Raw genomic sequence first — 14,984 nt, 5'->3', positions numbered from 1 at the left:
ACAGGGGAATGCATTTCAATTGTGGGAGCGAGCTTGCTCGCGAAGGCGGTCTGACATCCAACATCAATTATTCAGCGGGAACTTCTACCCCAAACAACTTCCGCGCCTCGGCAAAACACTTCTCGGCAATCGCCGAGCGCGGCTCGGTCTTGCGCATCACCAGGCCCAGCGGTGCGAGCACACTGGCATCGGGCAATTGCATGAACGACAGGTGCTCGATCGGCTCTTCCAGGCCACTGTCCAGCGGCATGATCGCGCAGCAGAAGCCTTGGTGAATCGCCTGCAACAGCTGATAGGTCGAATCGCTTTCCATGATCGGCTGCGGGCTGAGGCCACGGCTGCGGAAGCTCAAATCGATGGATTTACGGTAATGCATGCCGGCGGTGATCATCCCCAGCGGTAGCTCGGCGGCGTCTTCCCAGCTCATTTCCGAGCCTTCGAAATGAAAGTGGCGGTTGTCGTAGAGCAGGCCGACACGGGTTTCACCAATCTCGAAAAACTCGAAATAGTTCGGGTTGACGTGATCGAGGTAGCACACGCCCAAGTCCAGTTGGTTGTTGCCCAGACCGGCGATGATCTCGTCGGAGCTGAGCGACGACAGGCTGAATTTCAACTCCGGATAAGTGCCGGACAAACCCTGAATGTAATTGACCGGGTTGAAGCTGCTTAGCGGCACCAGACCCAGACGCAAACTACCGACCAGTTGCCCGCGACACGCCGCCGCTTCGGCGAATAGGCCGTCGTGAGCTGCCAGCAAGGTGCGTGCCCAGGCCAGCACGCGCTCGCCGGCCTGGGTGAAACCTTCAAAGCGCTGGCCACGGTTGACCAGCACCAGATCCAGCTCATCTTCGAGATTGCGCAGGCGCATCGACAACGTCGGCTGGGTGATGTGGCAGCGTGCGGCGGCCTGGCCGAAGTGGCGGGTTTCGTCCAGCGCGATCAGGAACTTGAGTTGTTTGATGTCCACGAAGGCACCTGCTCGATGGGGATTTTTTGATGGAGTATTGACGCAGATGCGCGAGACGCACGAAAAGCGCAGGGTGCGACGATCTCATCTGGACGGATATTCGTCCAATCGGAACTGTTTAAGGGCCAATCGATCAGCTCTATCAGGCCCGGTTCTGCTGGCGTCTGGCGAGGTGAAAAGCACCGATAGAGCGGGTCGATAATGTGGTTGGCGAGAGTGATTAGACAGTACTCATAAGCGGCACTTAGGCTGCTCGGCAATGTTGATTGACTGCTGCCGGAGAACTGCCATGAGCGCCAAAGCCGATGCCCTGTTTGTCCCCCTGAATATTGCTGTGCTGACGGTCAGCGATACGCGCGATTACGCCAGCGATACGTCGGGCCAATTGCTGGTCAGTCGTTTGCTGGAGGCCGGGCACACGTTGAGCGAGCGCAACTTGCTCAAGGACGATCTGTACAAGATCCGCGCTCAGGTAGCGAACTGGATTGCCGACGAAGGCATTCAGGTGGTGCTGATCACTGGCGGCACGGGTTTCACCGGTCGCGACAGCACGCCGGAAGCGGTGGCCTGCTTGTTTGATAAGCAGATTGACGGCTTCGGCGAACTGTTCCGCGCGATCTCGATTCTGGACATCGGTACGTCCACCGTGCAAAGCCGCGCGCTGGCCGGGCTGTCGAACGGCACGCTGGTGTGCTGCTTGCCGGGTTCGACCGGTGCGTGCCGCACGGCGTGGGAAGGCATTCTTGCCGAGCAACTGGACAACCGTCATCGCCCATGCAATTTCGTCCCGCACCTGAAAGCCGCGCAAGCCTGCGGGCCACGCGGATGAGCAAGGCACCATTGATGCCGGTCGAGGACGCCCTCGACCAATTGCTCGGCATGGCCAATGAGCAACGTCTGGCCGACAGCGAACTGCTGGCGCTCGACGAAGCGCGTGGGCGGGTGCTGGCCAGTGATCTGCTGGCGACACTCGACTTGCCGCCGTGGCCGAACAGCGCCATGGATGGATACTCGCTCAATCTCAGCGATCTGCACCGACAGCCGTTGAAGGTCTCGCAAAAGGTTTACGCCGGGCAGGCACCGGACACGTTGCTGCCCGGCACCTGCGCACGGATCTTTACCGGCGCACCGCTGCCGCCCGGCGCCACCTGCGTCGAGATGCAGGAGAACGTCGAAGTGCTGGAGGACGGTCGCGTGCGCTTCTTGCAGCCGCTGAAGGCGGGGCAGAACATCCGCGCGCAAGGTCAGGAAAATCGCGTCGGCGATATCCTGCTGCGGGCCGGCAAACGCCTTGGGCCTTTCGAGCTGGCGGTCGCCGCCGGGCAAGGGCTGGCGCAACTGCACGTGGTGCGTCGCCCGCGTGTGGCGCTGCTGTCGACCGGTGATGAACTGGTCGAACCGGGTCAGCCGTTGCGCCTCGGCAGCATCTACAACAGCAACCGCGTATTGCTCGGCCACTGGTTGCGAGAGCTGGGCTGCGAGGTGATCGACGCCGGCATCCTCCCGGATCGCCCGGCGCAGACGCGGCTCAAGCTTGAGCAATTGCAAGTGAGTGCGGATCTGATTCTGACTACCGGTGGCGTGTCTGCCGGTGATGCCGATTGTCTCGGGCAGGTGTTGCGCGACAATGGCAAACCGTTGTTGTGGAAACTGGCGATCAAGCCTGGCAAACCGCTGACGGTCGGGCATTTCGGCACGGTGCCAGTGATTGGTTTGCCGGGAAACCCGACCTCAGCGTTGGTGACGTTTGGCTTGTTGGCGCGGCCGTATCTGCTGCGCATACAAGGTGTCGAAGACGTCATGCCGCTGAGTTTTACGGTCAATGCAGGTTTCGACTGGCACAAGGCTGGCGGCCGCCGTGAATACCTGCGGGTGAGGCTGGAGGCAGGGCGTGCGGTGCTCTATCCCAATCAAAGCTCCGGCGTCCTGCTCGGCGCGACTTGGGCCGATGGCCTGGTGGAAATCCCCGAGAACAGCACGCACAACCTCGGCGACCCGCTGCGCTTCATCCCCTTCAACGAACTCTTCTGACCTCAACACAAATTCAACCTGTGGGAGCGAGCTTTATGGCGCTCATCAATATCCGGGTGTGAATGCAAAACCTGTAGGAGTGAGCCTGCTCGCGATGACGGAGGGTCAATCGACGAAGATGTTGACTGGGCCGGCGCCATCGCGAGCAGGCTCGCTCCTACAGTGGTTTTGTGGTGCTCAACAATATCGGCGGTGTACGCAAACCCTGTGGGAGCGAGCTTGCTCGCGAAGGCGGAGTGTCAGTCAACATTGATTTTGGCTGACAGGGCCCCTTCGCGAGCAGGCTCGCTCCCACAGGGTTTTGGGGTGTCTGGAGAGCTACGGATCAGCTCAGCACATAGTCCACCGGCTTCAGCGCCGGCGGTACTTCGGCGCCAAGCTCCGCGAGGATATCGCGCTCGATGGTGCGCACCAGTGCATCGGTGGGCAAGTCGTTTTCGTCGCGGCCGAACGGGTCTTCCAGCTCATCGGCAATCGCATCCAGACCAAAAAATGTGTAGCTGACAATCGCGGTAAACAGCGGTGTCAGCCAGCCCAGTGGTTCCGCCATGGCAAACGGCAACAGGATGCAGAACAGATAAATCGTCCGGTGCAACAGCAGTGTGTAAGGAAACGGCAGCGGCGTGGTCTTGATCCGCTCGCACACCGCTTGCGCCTGGGTCAGGCTGGTCAGGTGATTGGCCAGCAACATGTAGCGCCACTCAGTCAGCTCACCGTTCTGGTGCAGATCGGAACACTGCTGGCCTACCGTCTGCAAAATGCGCCCGCTGTAATCCGGTGTCTGCGGATCGGGTTTCGGCATGATCCATTGGCTACTGGCGTCCGCTTCGCTTTCTTTGCGCAACCGCGCGTTCAACGCATGAGCAAAACCACAAAGATTGAGCAGCAACGGTTTACGCTCGGCGGACTCACGAATCACATGGGTTTCGCGAATCACCGAGCGAATATGCACGATCACTTCGCCCCAAGCCTTGCGCGCTTCATACCAACGGTCATAGCAAGCGTTGTTGCGAAAATTCATGAAGATCGACAGCGACAAACCGAGCAACGTAAACGGCGTGGCGTTGACCTTGGTGAAGTTGCTCGGATGGAGGATTTCCACCAGCACGATGGCCGAAGCGAGCAGGGTGACCATCAACGTGCGCAGGGCGATGCGCTTGGCGATCGAGCCCTTTAGGGTGAAGAGAATGGCGAACTGGTTGACCTTGGGTCTGATGATCATGCTGTGCGGTTCCGATAACCCTTGGAAGGGGCGGTCTAGCCGCCCGTCATGTTCATGAAGCGCACGACCTGAACATCATCGTTCACTTCGAAATTATGTCGATAGGGCTTGAGTTTCATCGCCTCGACAATGGCTTTCTCCAGCCGCTGCGGTTGCCCCGGGTGGGCGCGCAGCACCGCTTTCAGATCCACCGAATGCTCGTTACCCAGACACAGTAGCAGGCGCCCTTCGACGGTGAGCCGTACGCGGTTGCAGGTGCCACAAAAGTTGTGGCTGTGCGGCGAGATAAAGCCCAGACGAATCTCCGGTGCCTCGGCCAGCCGCCAGTAGCGCGACGGGCCTTGCGTCGACTCCGCCGAGTCGATCAGGGTATAGCGTTCGGCAATCTTTTCGCGCACCTGGGCGCTGGAGAAAAATGACTCGGCACGGCTGTGTTCGCTGATGATCCCCAGCGGCATTTCCTCGATGAAAGAGACGTCGAGCTGACGGTCAATGGCGAAACTGACCAGATCGTTGATCTCCTGATCGTTACGGCCCTGCATCACCACGACGTTGAGTTTAGTGCGGGTAAAACCGGCCTTGCGCGCGGCATCGATGCCGTTGATCACCTGCGCCAGATCGCCGGTGCGGGTCATCTGTTTGAAGCGCTGCGGATCAAGGCTGTCGAGGCTGATATTCAGGCGTTTGACCCCGGCGTCGAACAGCGGCGCCGCGAGTTTGCCCAGTTGCGAGCCGTTGGTGGTCATGCACAACTCGCGCAGGCCGGGCAGGGCGGCGATCTGCTCGCACAGCTTGACTACGCCCGGACGGATCAGCGGCTCGCCACCGGTGAGGCGAATCTTGCGCGTGCCGAGCGCCACAAAGCTCTGCGCCAGTTGATAGATCTCTTCCAGCGTGAGGATTTTTTGCCGTGGCAGAAACTGCATGTCTTCGGCCATGCAATAGACGCAGCGGAAGTCGCAGCGGTCGGTCACCGACATGCGCAGATAGTCGACGCGGCGGTTGTAACCATCGATCAAGACACGCTCTGACATGACAGCCTCGCAGGAATGAGAACCCCGGTTGAAGGAGTTTGGTCAGCGCAGGTTATGGGCAACTTTCAGTGCCGTCCAATCACTGTTAATGAACAGCTGATTGATGCCGTCGATGATGAAATATTTTTTGTTGAAAGTTACTTCGTTAGTTTCGCAAGACGCCGTAAATAAAGGGTTTTAATCCGTGATAGATGCTTTCGATAAGGCAGTCATTAATAGCGATTAGACAATGTTTTGTAACGATTCATATCCTTGTCCCGGCAAACCCAACGACCACTTTTCAACTTTTAAAGTCGGCCGTCGCTGTTTAACCGAATCAGGTTCATGCCTGTGTGCATCGTCATGGAGAGTCCCATGTCACAAGTCGACCGTTACAAACCCTACAAAGGCGCCGCTGCCGGTTGGGGCGCTGTCATCAGCCTGACCAAAAGTTGGCTGGGCAGCGAAAACGCCCTGAAAAACATCCGTGCCATGCTCAAGACCAACCAGAACGGCGGCTTCGACTGCCCGGGCTGTGCCTGGGGCGAAGCGCCGGGCGCGAGCATGTTGAAGTTCTGCGAAAACGGCGCGAAAGCGGTGAACTGGGAAGCGACCGGGCGTTTGGTCGACCCGGCGTTCTTCAACAAGTACACAGTGTCGAGCCTGGCTGAACAGAGCGACTACTGGCTGGAATATCAGGGTCGTCTGACCCACCCGATGCGCTACGACGCGCGGGTCGACCGCTATGTGGAAATCAGTTGGGAAGATGCGTTCGCGCTGATCGCTGATCATCTGAAAAACCTCAAATCGCCGCACGAGGCCGAGTTCTACACCTCCGGTCGTGCCAGCAACGAAGCGGCGTTTCTCTATCAATTGTTCGTCCGCGCGTTCGGCACCAACAACTTCCCCGACTGCTCGAACATGTGCCACGAAGCCAGTGCGGTGAGCATGATCGAGACTCTCGGCGTCGGCAAAGGCACCGTGGTCTACGAGGACCTGCACCACGCCGACGCGATTTTCGTCATCGGCCAGAACCCCGGCACCAACCACCCGCGCATGCTCGAACCGCTGCGTGAAGCGGTGAAACGTGGCGCGCAAGTAGTCTGCATCAACCCGCTGAAAGAGCGTGGCCTGGAGCGTTTCCAGAACCCGCAAAACCCGCTGGAAATGCTCAGCAACGGCTGGGAAGCGACCAACACCGCGTACTTCCGCCCGGCGCTGGGTGGCGACATGGCGATGATTCGCGGCATGGTCAAATTCCTCCTGCAGTGGGAACGCGAAGCGCAGGCAACGGGCGGCGAACCGGTGTTCGATCATGCGTTCATTGCCGAGCACACTACGGGTCTGGACAGCTATCTGGCTGAAGTCGAGGCAACCAGCTGGGAGCACATTCTCGAGCAGTCCGGCGTGCCGCTGCATGACATCGAACTGGCCGCGCGCATGTATGGCCGCGCCAAGAGCGTGATCATGTGCTGGGCCATGGGCCTGACCCAACACGTGCATTCGGTGGCGACCCTGCAGGAAGTCATCAACCTGCAACTACTGCGCGGCAACGTCGGCCGTCCGGGCGCCGGGCTTTCCCCGGTTCGTGGCCACAGTAACGTGCAGGGCGACCGCACCATGGGCATCAACGAACTGGCGCCGAAAGACTTGATGGACGCGCTGGAAAAGCGCTTCAACTTCGACGTGCCGCGCATGCACGGGCACAACACGGTGATGGCGATCGGCGCCATGGAACGTGGCGAAGCCAAGGTGTTTATCGGTCTGGGCGGCAACTTCGCCCAAGCCACACCGGACACCCCGCGCACCCACGCGGCGATGCGCAAACTCGACCTGACCGTGCATATTGCGACCAAGCTCAATCGCAGCCACTTGGTCACCGGTCGCGACGCGTTGATCCTGCCGTGCCTGGGGCGTACCGACATCGACATCCAGGCCGAAGGCCCGCAAGGCGTGACCGTCGAAGACACCTTCAGCATGGTGCATTTGTCGTTCGGTCAGTTGAAACCGAAGTCGGCGCACTTGAAATCCGAGCCGGCGATCATTGCCGGGATCGCCGCCGCAACACTGGGCAAACATCCGATTGATTGGGAGTGGGTGGTGGGCGACTACGGGCGCATTCGCAACCTGATTGCCGACGTGATTCCGGGCTTCGAGAACTTCAATGAAAAACTCTTGATTCCGGGTGGCTTCCACCTCGGCAACGACGCCTCGGATCGGGTCTGGAACACTGAAAGCGGCAAGGCCCAGTTCACCCCGTGTGTGCTGCCGGAACACCTGATCAGCGAAGGCGTACGCAACCTGCCGGTCAAGCCGCATCTGATCCTGCAAACCATGCGTTCCCACGATCAGTACAACACCACGTTGTATGGCCTCGATGACCGTTATCGCGGGGTCTATGGCATGCGCGATGTGATCTTCGCCAACGAGCAGGATATCCAGCGCCTGGGTTTCGAGCCGGGGCAGAAGGTCGATCTGGTGGCGCTGTGGGATGACGAACGTGAACGTCGGGTCAGCGGTTTTACCTTGATCGCCTACGACATTCCCGCAGGGCAAGCGGCGGCGTATTACCCGGAGACTAACCCTCTGGTACCGCTGGAAAGCTACGGCGAGCGGACGTATACGCCGACCTCCAAATTCGTCGCGATCCGCCTCGAAGCCGCGAAGGTCAGCAACCTGATCCCGTCGTCGGTGGCGTAAACCGCCACTCATAAAAACATTGGCAATTTGACTGGCTGCAGGCGTTCGCGTCTGGCGGTGGCCCGGGTTCGTGCTGCCGCTTTTCAGCCTGGATGAGGGCATCATCATGTTCAATCTGGAGGCACTGGACCTGGCGCGAATTCAATTCGCATTCACGGTTTCGTTCCACATTATTTTCCCGGCGATCACCATTGGCCTGGCGAGTTTCCTTGCGGTACTCGAAGGTCTGTGGCTGAAAACCCGCAACGATACGTACCGCGATCTCTACCATTTCTGGTCGAAGATTTTCGCGGTCAATTTTGGCATGGGCGTGGTTTCGGGACTGGTCATGGCGTACCAGTTCGGTACCAACTGGAGCGGCTTTTCCGACTTTGCCGGGAGCATCACCGGGCCGCTGCTGACCTATGAAGTGCTGACCGCGTTCTTCCTTGAGGCCGGGTTCCTTGGGGTGATGCTGTTCGGCTGGAACCGCGTCGGCCGTGGCTTGCACTTCTTTGCCACGGTGATGGTCGCCATCGGCACGTTGATTTCGACGTTCTGGATTCTTGCGTCCAACAGCTGGATGCAGACGCCGCAGGGCTTTGAAATCGTTGACGGGCGGGTGATGCCGCTGGACTGGCTGGCGATCGTGTTCAACCCGTCATTCCCGTTCCGTCTGGCGCACATGGCGATTGCCGCGTTTGTCGCCACGTCGTTCTTCGTCGGTGCCTCGGCTGCCTGGCATTTGCTGCGCGGCAATAACACGGCGCCGGTACGCAAGATGTTTTCCATGGCGTTGTGGATGGCACTGATCGTGGCGCCGATTCAGGCAGTGGTCGGTGACGCCCATGGTTTGAACACGCTGGAGCATCAACCGGCGAAGATCGCCGCCATCGAAGGTCACTGGGAGAACGCCGAAAACGGCCCGACGCCGCTGGTGCTGTTCGGCATCCCTGATATGCAGGCTGAGAAGACCAAGTATGCGTTGGAGATTCCCTATCTCGGCAGCCTGATCCTTACTCACAGCCTCGATAAGCAGATCCCGGCGCTGAAGAGCTTTCCGAAAGAAGACCGGCCGAATTCGACCGTGATCTTCTGGAGCTTTCGCGTCATGGCCGGGTTGGGGATGTTGATGATCCTCGTGGGTTTGCTGGGGTTGGCACTGCGCCGGGGCGGCAAGCTTTATCAGCATCGCGGCTTCCAGCGCCTGGTGTTGTTGATGGGGCCGAGCGGGCTGATTGCGCTGCTGGCCGGTTGGATTACCACGGAAGTCGGGCGTCAGCCGTGGGTGGTTTATGGTTTGTTGCGCACCCATGACGCCGCGTCGCATCACTCGGTGGCGCAGATGAGCACGTCGCTGGCGCTGTTCGTGGTGATCTATTTCACCGTGTTCAGCGTGGGCATCGGCTACATGATGAAACTGGTGAAAAAAGGCCCGCAGCCGCACCACGAACATCCGCCTGCGGGCGATGAATTGCAGACGCCGCGTCGACCGATTTCGGCGGCTACCGCCCCTATGAAGGAGCATTGAGTCATGGGTATTCAAGGTATCGATCTCTCGTTGATCTGGGGAGTGATCATCGCCTTCGGGGTGATGATGTACGTGATCATGGACGGCTTCGATCTGGGCCTGGGGATCCTGTTTCCGCTGATCCCGGACGAGCAGGAACGCGATGTGATGATGAACACCGTCGCGCCGGTGTGGGACGGTAACGAGACCTGGCTGGTGCTCGGTGGCGCGGCGTTGTATGGCGCGTTTCCGCTGGCGTACGGGGTGATTCTCGAGGCGCTGTATCTGCCGTTGATCCTGATGCTGTGCGGGTTGATTTTTCGCGGTGTGGCGTTTGAGTTTCGCTTCAAGTCGTCGCCGCAAAAGCGTCATTGGTGGGACAAGGCGTTTATCGGTGGTTCGCTGCTGGCGACGTTTTCCCAGGGCGTGGTGATCGGCGCGTACGTGTCCGGGATTCCGGTAGTTGATCGGCAGTTTGCCGGTGGTGGTCTGGACTGGTTGGCGCCGTTTCCGCTGGTGTGCGGCGTCGGGCTGGTGATTGCTTACGCGTTGCTTGGCAGCACCTGGTTGCTGGTCAAGACCGAAGGCATGCTGGAGTCGCGGATGCGCCTGTTCACCCGGCCGCTGGCCTTGCTGTTAATGGCGATGGTGCTGGTGATTGGCGTGTGGACCCTGCAACTGCATCCGGAGCTGGCGACACGTTGGTCGACGCACGGGCATCTGCAGGTGTTTGCCGGGTTGGTGGTGTTGGCGTTGCTGGCGGTGTTCGGGCTGCTGCGCACGTTGCGTCAACGTCATACGCACTGGCCGTTCGTGTTCACCCTGGTGTTGATGTTGCTCGGTTACATCGGCTTGGCACTGAGCATCTGGCCGAATATCATCCCGCCGTCGGTGAGCATCTGGGCCGCCGCGTCACCGCCGTCGAGCCAGTTGTTTGCGCTGATTGGCGCACTGTTCATCCTGCCAGTGATCCTGATGTACACCTTCTGGAGCTACTACGTATTCCGCGGCAAAGTGAGGATTGGCGATGGCTACCATTGATTCGCGCGAAGTGAAATCCAGCCGCTGGTACAAGCGTCTGGGCTGGTTGTTGCTGATCTGGCTGGGCAGCGTGGTGTCGCTGGCGGTGGTGGCGAGCCTGCTGAAACTGGCGATGTATGCCGCGGGCATGCGGACCCATTGACCCCAAAAAAACCGGAGCCTGGCTCCGGTTTTTTATTGCCGCCGATCTTGAGGTCACTGACTACCCCCTGTAGGAGTGAGCCTGCTCGCGATGGCGTCGGGTCAGACAACATTGATGTTGAATGTAATGGCCTCATCGCGAGCAGGCGAAGGCCTACAGGGATTTGTGGTGGTTGGAGAATATCTAAACACCGCCGAACACTGTGGGAGCGAGCCTGCTCGCGAAGGCGTCAGGTCAGACAACATTGATGTTGAATGTACTGGCCTCTTCGCGAGCAAGCTCGCTCCCACAGGGGAGGGTGATCAACTTGGGAGCGGCTTACTGCGCGCCGAACATCGCGGTCCAGTAGATCCCGGCACTGCTTTTCGGATCGGTCGCGTAAGCCGCGCCGAGTTCCTGGTATTGCGGGTTCATCAGGTTGGCGCAGTGGCCGGGGCTGGCGAGCCAGCCTTCGACGACTTTGTGCACGGTGTCCTGGCCGGCGGCGATGTTTTCGCCGACCAGTTGGCCGCTGTAACCGGCGAGTTCTGCGCGATCGCCCGGGGTGCGGCCGTCGCGGTCCTTGTGGTCGAAGTAATTGTTGTTGGCCATGTCGCGGCTGTGATCCTGGGCGATCGTGCCCAGCGTCGCGTTCCAGGCCAGCGGTGCGGCAGCGGCGAACGCCTGACCGCCACACTGACGGGCCTGACTGCGGGCGACGTTGAGTTCACTGAGCAATTTCTGGCCTTCACTTTGTGCATCACCGAGCTTGGCCGACAGTAACGGCCGCGCCAGCACAATGCGCCAGTCGCGATCGTCGCGGCTGACACCGACATCGACGAACTGCGGATCCAGCACCACCTGACAGAAACTTTCCTGAATCGCTTTCATCGCCGACGCCGCATCACGCGGGCCGTTAAGGGTGATCGCTTGCACGTTGACCATCGGATAACTGGCGCTGGCCATGGCTTGCTGCAGATCGACGGCACCGGTGGCGCGTAATCTCAGCCGTGGATCCGCCGACAACGGTGGCAGTTCATTCGACGCCTGACTGCCGCAACGCTGCGGCTGGCTGCGGTAGCTGTTGATCGACTCGATCAATTGCGACTCATCGCTGGCCAGCGCCGGGATGGCAAACACTACGCCCACGGACAACGCGGCAAGACGCAAAACGGATGGCATGAAGCGCATGGAAATCTCCCTTGAGCTGAATGCGCCCATGATGCGCGAAACGCCCCCGGTGAGTGCAATGTCTTTTTTCTTCATTCAGCGGTTTTTCTGCGCAACTTTGTCTCTGGGTTTACCGTCTACACTCACCGAAGACCCCGGGATACGGGTGTCTCCCCGACGTAACACCTTGCCCGCATCGGGCGCTGCCGGAAGAACAGACATGGGATTGAAAGGCTGGGCGGGTTGTCTCGTATTCACCCTGTTGGCAGGCTCTGCATGGGCCACCGATCAGGCCCCGATCAAAGCGAAGGCTGAAGAAAAAGCCCAAGTGCTGGAAGAGAAAGCGGCGGACAAGGTTAGCGCCGCACCGGCACCGAAAGCCGAAGCCATCACCCCGACCGAAGTGCAGGCGGTCGACCCGGCCGGCGCGGCGCCGCTGGATGATCCGATCACTTGCCTGGCGCGCAGTATCTATTGGGAAGCCAAAGGCCGGGACACCCCGGAAATGGAAGCCGTGGCCAGCGTGGTGATGAATCGCCTCGGCCACGAGGGCTTTCCCGACAACATTTGCGCCGTCGTCAAACAAGGTTCGGAAACCAAGAGCTGCCAGTTTTCCTGGTGGTGCGACGGGCGTACGGATCAGGTCAAGGAAGATGCCGAATACTCGCTGGCCAAGGATATCGCCCGCAAAGCGCTGAACCGCCAGCTCAAGGATCGCACCAACGGCGCGCTGTATTTCCATGACCGCAATGTGCATCCGAGCTGGGCCAAGGAATACCGCAGAACCGCTGAAACGAAAAAATTCCTCTTCTACAAACCTGCCGGTGGCGACGCGCGTTAAGCGCAGACTTGCCGCACACATTCGCGCAACCAGCGATGCGCCGGGTCGGCGTCCATGCGCGGGTGCCAGAGCATCGACACACTGATGTCTGGCATCGCGAAGGGCAGGGCGAAACTGTGCAGACCGGTGCGCAGTTTGCTGGTGTGACGCTGCGGGACCGTGGCGATCAGCTCTGATTCACGCACCAGCGTCAGCGCCGCCGAGAATCCACCGAATGAGGTGACGATGTCCCGTGTCAGTCCGAACGCGAGTAACGCGTCGTCCACCGGGCCGCTGCTGCGCCCGCGCCGTGAGATGAGAATGTGCTGGCCGGCAGCGAAGCGTTTGCTGGTTATTTTCCCCGCGCTCAAGGGATGCCCCTCACGCACCACACCGATCCACTGATCCTGAAACAGGATGCGGCTGTGCAGCGTCGGGTCGGTGCTGTCATCGACCACGCCGGTTTCCAGATCGACGCGACCTTCGCGCAGCGGCGTGCTGTCCTTGTCGGCTTTCTGCACAAAACGCAGACGCACGCCGGGTGCTTCTTCGGCGATCCGCGCGAGCAGGGCGGCGGCAAAGGTTTCGACAAAGCCGTCGGTGTTGCGCAGGGTGAAGGTGCGTTGCAAGCGGCCGGGGTCGAGCACTTCGGCGGGCCGTAAAACCGCCTCGGCGTCTTGCACCAGATGACTGACCCGTTCGCGTAATTCCAATGCGCGGGGCGTCGGCACCAGGCCACGACCCGCGCGCACCAGCAATGGATCGCCAGTGGTTTCGCGCAGACGGGCGAGGGCGCGGCTCATGGCCGAAGGGCTCAGCCGCAGGCATTTGGCGGCGCGGGCGACGCTGCCTTCACGCAATAACACGTCGAGGGTGATCAGCAGGTTCAGGTCCGGCGCAGTCATGACATGGCGTTCCATGCAGGTATTGAGTGCAAAGCATGCGTCTTGCGCCGCGTGTTGTCGAGGCTCAGGCTATGACGCATCACCTTTGCGTTGCGAGCCGTCCATGCCCCGAGAACCCCTGAGCACTCCCGCCCGCTGGGCGCTGACCAGTCTGGCCCTGTCGATGTTTATGCCATCGCTGGACACCAGCATCGCCAACGCCGGGTTGCCAATTCTGGCGACGGCGTTTGATGCGACGTTTCAGCAAGTGCAATGGATCGTGCTCGCTTACTTGCTGGCGATCACCACTTTGATTGTCAGTGTCGGGCGGCTGGGCGATGGCTTCGGTCGACGTCGATTGCTGTTGATCGGGATCGGCATTTTCACCAGCGCTTCGCTGGCCTGTGCGCTGGCACCGGGACTGGGTTGGCTGATCGGCGCAAGGGCGGTGCAAGGTGTTGGCGCGGCGATGATGTTCGCCTTGACCGTGGCGCTGGTGGCCGATGCGGTGCCGAAGACGCGGGCGGGCAGTGCGATGGGCTTGCTGGCGACGATGTCGGCGACGGGAACCAGTCTTGGGCCGTCGCTGGGTGGGTTGTTGATGACGCATGTCGGCTGGCAGGCGATTTTCCTGCTCAACGTGCCGCTGGGCTTGCTCAATGTCTGGCTGGTGTATCGCTTTCTGCCGGCGGATCGCGCAGCAGGGCCGCGAGTGACGTTCGATTATTCTGGCAGCGCGGTGCTGGTTTTCACGCTGGCAGCCTATGCGCTGGCAATGACGCTCAAAGGTTTCACGTTGCCGTTGTTGCTGGCCAGCCTGTGCGGACTCGGGTTGTTCGTCGTGGTCGAGAAGAAGGCCGAGGCGCCGCTGATTCGCTTGTCGCTGTTCAGCGACCGGCGACTGAGCAGCAGTCTGGCGCTGACCCTGCTGGTGACAACCGTGATGATGACCACGCTGGTGGTGGGACCGTTTTACCTGAGCCGCGGGCTTGGTCTGAGCAGTACCGTTGTTGGCTTGGCGTTGTCGGTCGGACCGTTGCTGTCAGCATTTGGCGGTGTACCGGCGGGACGTTTGGTGGATCGCTTCGGCGCGCGACGGATCGTGCCGGGCGCGTTGCTCGCAATGGCTTGCGGTTGCGGTTTGTTGGCACTGTTGCCGATGAGTCTGGGGTTGCCCGCGTATTTGCTGCCGATTGCAGTGGTCGCCGTCGGCTATGCGCTGTTTCAGGCGGCGAACAACACCGGGTTGATGGCCGGAGTTCGTCAGGATCAACGCGGTGTGGTCTCGGCGATGCTCGGGCTGGCGCGCAACCTCGGCTTGATCACCGGGGCAGCGGTGATGGGCGCGGTGTTTGCGCTGGCGGCGGGGGATCCAACGCAGGCGCCGGCAACGGCGATTGCCAGTGGATTGCATATCACTTTCGGCGTCGCCTCAGCACTGATGCTGACAGCCCTGATCATCAGCCGAGCCGAGATCAAGCTGTGGGAGCGACAGCGCGCCGATTCGACCTGCTCACGGTAGCTGC

Annotated in this window: 13 protein-coding genes; 8 read left to right on the top strand and 5 right to left on the bottom strand. The window is 60.4% G+C overall.

Annotation, left to right across the window (positions count from 1 at the left end; translation table 11 throughout):
- Positions 1 to 67: 67 nt before the first annotated feature.
- Entirely contained in the window at positions 68 to 967 is a 900-nt protein-coding gene (locus ACW9IR_RS20080) for a LysR family transcriptional regulator (protein WP_095124581.1), read from the bottom strand.
- 289 nt (positions 968 to 1,256) lie between these two features.
- Here ACW9IR_RS20080 and moaB point away from each other — a divergent pair, with 289 nt between their 5' ends.
- Complete coding sequence (gene moaB, locus ACW9IR_RS20075) at positions 1,257 to 1,796, top strand: molybdenum cofactor biosynthesis protein B (protein WP_095118379.1); 540 nt, start codon at positions 1,257 to 1,259, stop codon at positions 1,794 to 1,796.
- Positions 1,793 to 2,998, top strand: a complete 1,206-nt coding sequence (locus ACW9IR_RS20070) for a molybdopterin molybdotransferase MoeA (protein WP_457464833.1) — start codon at positions 1,793 to 1,795, stop codon at positions 2,996 to 2,998. Before moaB ends, ACW9IR_RS20070 begins: the two co-directional genes overlap by 4 nt.
- A 325-nt stretch (positions 2,999 to 3,323) precedes the next feature.
- Here ACW9IR_RS20070 and ACW9IR_RS20065 read toward each other — a convergent pair whose 3' ends face one another.
- Together ACW9IR_RS20065 and moaA are read right to left on the bottom strand one after the other, a co-directional pair.
- Complete coding sequence (locus ACW9IR_RS20065) at positions 3,324 to 4,220, bottom strand: bestrophin family protein (RefSeq protein ID WP_095113578.1); 897 nt, start codon at positions 4,218 to 4,220, stop codon at positions 3,324 to 3,326.
- A gap of 35 nt (positions 4,221 to 4,255) precedes the next feature.
- Positions 4,256 to 5,254: a GTP 3',8-cyclase MoaA gene (gene moaA, locus ACW9IR_RS20060; RefSeq protein WP_034155559.1), complete on the bottom strand. Its 999-nt coding sequence runs from the start codon at positions 5,252 to 5,254 to the stop codon at positions 4,256 to 4,258.
- A 354-nt stretch (positions 5,255 to 5,608) separates the two neighbouring features.
- On the opposite strand from moaA, the gene ACW9IR_RS20055 reads away from it, so the two are divergent.
- The 4 genes from ACW9IR_RS20055 to ACW9IR_RS20040 all read left to right on the top strand — a co-directional run bounded on the left by ACW9IR_RS20055 (position 5,609) and on the right by ACW9IR_RS20040 (position 10,605).
- Positions 5,609 to 7,933 carry an FdhF/YdeP family oxidoreductase gene (locus ACW9IR_RS20055; protein ID WP_457464830.1) on the top strand — a complete coding sequence of 775 codons (2,325 nt, stop codon included), beginning with the start codon at positions 5,609 to 5,611 and terminating at the stop codon, positions 7,931 to 7,933.
- Between the two features lie 106 nt (positions 7,934 to 8,039).
- A complete protein-coding gene (locus ACW9IR_RS20050; RefSeq protein ID WP_457464835.1) occupies positions 8,040 to 9,443 on the top strand; it encodes a cytochrome ubiquinol oxidase subunit I in 1,404 nt (467 codons plus the stop codon).
- A 3-nt stretch (positions 9,444 to 9,446) separates the two neighbouring features.
- Positions 9,447 to 10,463: a cytochrome d ubiquinol oxidase subunit II gene (gene cydB / locus ACW9IR_RS20045; RefSeq protein WP_457464828.1), complete on the top strand. Its 1,017-nt coding sequence runs from the start codon at positions 9,447 to 9,449 to the stop codon at positions 10,461 to 10,463.
- Positions 10,450 to 10,605, top strand: coding sequence for a DUF2474 domain-containing protein (locus ACW9IR_RS20040; protein WP_081265204.1), 156 nt, complete (start codon positions 10,450 to 10,452; stop codon positions 10,603 to 10,605). Before cydB ends, ACW9IR_RS20040 begins: the two co-directional genes overlap by 14 nt.
- Positions 10,606 to 10,923: 318 nt before the next feature.
- On the opposite strand, the gene ACW9IR_RS20035 is transcribed toward ACW9IR_RS20040, so the two are convergent.
- Positions 10,924 to 11,775 carry a CAP domain-containing protein gene (locus ACW9IR_RS20035; RefSeq protein ID WP_457464826.1) on the bottom strand — a complete coding sequence of 284 codons (852 nt, stop codon included), beginning with the start codon at positions 11,773 to 11,775 and terminating at the stop codon, positions 10,924 to 10,926.
- Positions 11,776 to 11,974: 199 nt separating this feature from the next.
- Here ACW9IR_RS20035 and ACW9IR_RS20030 point away from each other — a divergent pair, with 199 nt between their 5' ends.
- Entirely contained in the window at positions 11,975 to 12,595 is a 621-nt protein-coding gene (locus ACW9IR_RS20030) for a cell wall hydrolase (RefSeq protein WP_457464824.1), read from the top strand.
- Here the strand turns inward: ACW9IR_RS20030 and ACW9IR_RS20025 are convergent.
- The gene (locus ACW9IR_RS20025; RefSeq protein WP_457464822.1) at positions 12,592 to 13,479 is read right to left on the bottom strand and encodes a LysR family transcriptional regulator; all 888 of its coding nucleotides are present in this window, start codon (positions 13,477 to 13,479) and stop codon (positions 12,592 to 12,594) included. The genes ACW9IR_RS20030 and ACW9IR_RS20025 overlap by 4 nt on opposite strands.
- A 103-nt stretch (positions 13,480 to 13,582) precedes the next feature.
- Here ACW9IR_RS20025 and ACW9IR_RS20020 point away from each other — a divergent pair, with 103 nt between their 5' ends.
- Positions 13,583 to 14,980, top strand: a complete 1,398-nt coding sequence (locus tag ACW9IR_RS20020) for an MFS transporter (protein WP_457464820.1) — start codon at positions 13,583 to 13,585, stop codon at positions 14,978 to 14,980.
- Positions 14,981 to 14,984: the final 4 nt, after the last annotated feature.

This window comes from Pseudomonas sp. SDT291_1_S447 (assembly GCF_054070155.1).
This window is presented reverse-complemented; position numbering and strand designations above follow the sequence as displayed.

Coding starts and splice junctions, on each gene's coding strand:
- moaB (WP_095118379.1), top strand. CDS start 1,257: ATGAGCGCCAAAGCCGATGCCCTGTTTGTCCCCCTGAATATTGCTGTG.
- ACW9IR_RS20070 (WP_457464833.1), top strand. CDS start 1,793: ATGAGCAAGGCACCATTGATGCCGGTCGAGGACGCCCTCGACCAATTG.
- ACW9IR_RS20065 (WP_095113578.1), bottom strand. CDS start 4,220: ATGATCATCAGACCCAAGGTCAACCAGTTCGCCATTCTCTTCACCCTA.
- moaA (WP_034155559.1), bottom strand. CDS start 5,254: ATGTCAGAGCGTGTCTTGATCGATGGTTACAACCGCCGCGTCGACTAT.
- ACW9IR_RS20055 (WP_457464830.1), top strand. CDS start 5,609: ATGTCACAAGTCGACCGTTACAAACCCTACAAAGGCGCCGCTGCCGGT.
- ACW9IR_RS20050 (WP_457464835.1), top strand. CDS start 8,040: ATGTTCAATCTGGAGGCACTGGACCTGGCGCGAATTCAATTCGCATTC.
- cydB (WP_457464828.1), top strand. CDS start 9,447: ATGGGTATTCAAGGTATCGATCTCTCGTTGATCTGGGGAGTGATCATC.
- ACW9IR_RS20040 (WP_081265204.1), top strand. CDS start 10,450: ATGGCTACCATTGATTCGCGCGAAGTGAAATCCAGCCGCTGGTACAAG.
- ACW9IR_RS20035 (WP_457464826.1), bottom strand. CDS start 11,775: ATGCGCTTCATGCCATCCGTTTTGCGTCTTGCCGCGTTGTCCGTGGGC.
- ACW9IR_RS20030 (WP_457464824.1), top strand. CDS start 11,975: ATGGGATTGAAAGGCTGGGCGGGTTGTCTCGTATTCACCCTGTTGGCA.
- ACW9IR_RS20025 (WP_457464822.1), bottom strand. CDS start 13,479: ATGACTGCGCCGGACCTGAACCTGCTGATCACCCTCGACGTGTTATTG.
- ACW9IR_RS20020 (WP_457464820.1), top strand. CDS start 13,583: ATGCCCCGAGAACCCCTGAGCACTCCCGCCCGCTGGGCGCTGACCAGT.